We start from the raw sequence: 2329 nt of genomic DNA, 5'->3' as shown, positions 1-2329 counted from the left end.
CACGGCCAGCCGCCTGGCCGGCCGCGCCGGCGCCATCGTGCCGATCACCGCCCAGGCCGCCGATGGCAGCGTGCCGCTGTTCCGCCTGCTGGCCGAGCATGCCATCAGCATCAACACCGCAGCGGCCGGCGGCAATGCCAGCTTGATGACCTTGGACTGAGGCTGAAGCTTGGGGCGTAGCCCCATCAAAAAAGGGCTCGAGATCGCAAGATCCCCAGCCCTTTTATTTATTTAGTTAGGGCGTTGCAGTGTTGCAAGCGCCGCCAGCGCTATCAGTCCATCGTCGTGAACAGCGCGGCCACCCCCAGCACCAGGAAGATCACCGCGCAGACGCGGTGGATCCAGCGGATCGGCAGCTTCTTGGTGATCTTGTCGCCAAACCAGACCACCGGCGCATTGGCCAGCATCATGCCGATCGTGGTGCCAGCAACCACCCAGTAATAAGAAGCGGGGTACTTGGCGGCCAGGCCCACGGTGGCCAGCTGGGTCTTGTCGCCCATCTCGGCCAGGAAGAACAGCAGCACCGTGGTGCCGAACACGCCCCAGCGGCCGCTGCTCTTGCCCGCTTCGTCCTCGTCGATCTTGTCGGGGATCAGCATCCAGCCGGCCATCAGGATAAAGGACACGCCCAGAATCCAGCGCAGCACATCGGGGCCCAGCATCGTGGTGATCCAGGCGCCAACGGCGCCGGCCAGCGCATGGTTGACCAGCGTCGAGACAAAGATGCCCAGCACAATGGGCCAGGGTTTGCGGTATTTGGCAGCGAGGACAAGGGACAGCAACTGTGTCTTGTCGCCCATTTCGGCAAGGGCAACGACAGCGGTCGAGAGGAGAAAGGCTTCCATGGAGTGGGGATCGTTATTGCAGCCGGATATAGCAAGACAGCATTGACCGCATCGCGACTCCGGCATTGGATCGCAACGTGGTCAATGGTCTCGCCCAGCATCCTCATCACAAGATGCCGTGTACGCCATAGGCCGCGAAGGCCCAAGTTTGTTGACGCACACTCTGCGGCGCATCGCGCGCCCAGCAGGCTACTCCCCAAAGACTGGCGCATCATACGCCCAAAAGCGATGTTGCGCCGCAACACCTACGCCCGCCAGGGAAAATACCAAGGGCTGGTTGCGGGAACTGTCAACACAGCGTAAGGCGATTCACCCATAATGGTGAAGCTCAATGTGCCCCCGGGTACACTAGAGCGCGCGGTGATCCGTCTTGGAAGTTGTCACAGGTTTGTTGATTGCATCAGGCTCCATCGCTTTTTTTACTTTTTTCGGAGTCCTCAAATGGGCAACAAACTTTACGTGGGCAACCTGCCTTACTCTTTCCGTGACAGCGATCTGGAAAGCACTTTCAGCCAATTCGGTACCGTCTCCAGCGCCAAGGTCATGATGGAACGTGACACCGGCCGTTCCAAGGGCTTCGGCTTTGTGGAAATGGGTTCGGACGCTGAAGCACAAGCTGCTATCGAAGGCGTGAACGGCCAAGGCTTTGGCGGTCGTAACCTGGTCGTGAACGAAGCACGTCCAATGGAAGCACGTCCTCCACGCAGCGGCGGCTTCGGCGGCGGTGGTGGTGGCCGTGGTTTCGGCGGTGGTGATCGCGGCGGCTTCGGCGGCGGCGGTGACCGCGGTGGCTTCGGCGGCGGTGGCCGTGGTGGCTACGGTGGCGGCAGCTACTAAGCACATCGCATCCAAAACCTCTTAGAGGTTTTGACAGTGAGATGACGGGTTTTCCCGGAAAAAAGGCCTCTTTGAGGCCTTTTTTGCATCTGGTTGCAGCTTCTGCGCCACAACTGAGGGGCACAACTATGCCATTCTCGGTTTTTATGCCAGAAAATAAAGGATGGAGCATTCCTCCATTGGGCTACTGCGATAGATGACCGGTGTTCTACAGGGCGCGATCGCATTATTTAAGAGTTATCAGGAGTCCCTCAAATGGGCAACAAGCTTTACGTCGGTAATTTGCCATACCAGGTTCGCGACAACGATCTGGAACAGGCCTTTGGTCAGTTTGGCAGCGTAACCAGCGCCAAGGTGATGATGGAACGCGACACGGGTCGCTCCAAGGGTTTCGGTTTTGTAGAAATGGGCAGCGATGAAGAAGCCCAAGCTGCGGTCAACGGTCTGAACGGTCAGCCCCTGGGCGGCCGCAATCTGGTCGTGAACGAAGCACGCCCCATGGAGCCCCGTCCTCCCCGCAGCGGCGGTGGTGGTTTTGGCGGCCCACGCGGTGGTGGCTTTGGCGGCGGCGGCGGTAACCGTGGCGGCTTTGGCGGCGGCGGTGGTGGCTACGGCGGCGGTGGTGGCGGTGGCTACGGCGGCGGCGG

At 60.4% G+C, this 2329-nt stretch carries 3 protein-coding genes and 1 riboswitch; of the genes, 2 read left to right on the top strand and 1 reads right to left on the bottom strand.

The genetic code is table 11. The features are described 5' to 3' along the window. Positions 1–272: 272 nt before the first annotated feature. Entirely contained in the window at positions 273–845 is a 573-nt protein-coding gene (locus tag H928_RS0104475; RefSeq protein WP_021025439.1) for a TMEM165/GDT1 family protein, read from the bottom strand. Between the two features lie 96 nt (positions 846–941). Further along, a riboswitch (yybP-ykoY riboswitch) is annotated at positions 942–1055 on the bottom strand. A gap of 231 nt (positions 1056–1286) precedes the next feature. On the opposite strand from H928_RS0104475, the gene H928_RS0104470 reads away from it, so the two are divergent. Together H928_RS0104470 and H928_RS0104465 are read left to right on the top strand one after the other, a co-directional pair. Further along, positions 1287–1682, top strand: coding sequence for an RNA-binding protein (locus H928_RS0104470; RefSeq protein ID WP_021025438.1), 396 nt, complete (start codon positions 1287–1289; stop codon positions 1680–1682). Between the two features lie 255 nt (positions 1683–1937). Continuing rightward, a partial coding sequence (locus H928_RS0104465) for an RNA-binding protein (RefSeq protein WP_027010544.1) occupies positions 1938–2329 on the top strand: 392 nt, incomplete at its 3' end.

This window comes from Comamonas sp. B-9 (genome assembly GCF_000410635.1).
GTDB lineage: Bacteria > Pseudomonadota > Gammaproteobacteria > Burkholderiales > Burkholderiaceae_C > Comamonas.
Note: the sequence above shows the minus strand (reverse complement) of the source record. Positions and strands in the feature narration are given on the sequence as shown.

Excerpts from the sequence above, each read along its gene's own strand:
- H928_RS0104475 (WP_021025439.1), bottom strand. The coding sequence starts at position 845 with ATGGAAGCCTTTCTCCTCTCGACCGCTGTCGTTGCCCTTGCCGAAATG.
- H928_RS0104470 (WP_021025438.1), top strand. The coding sequence starts at position 1,287 with ATGGGCAACAAACTTTACGTGGGCAACCTGCCTTACTCTTTCCGTGAC.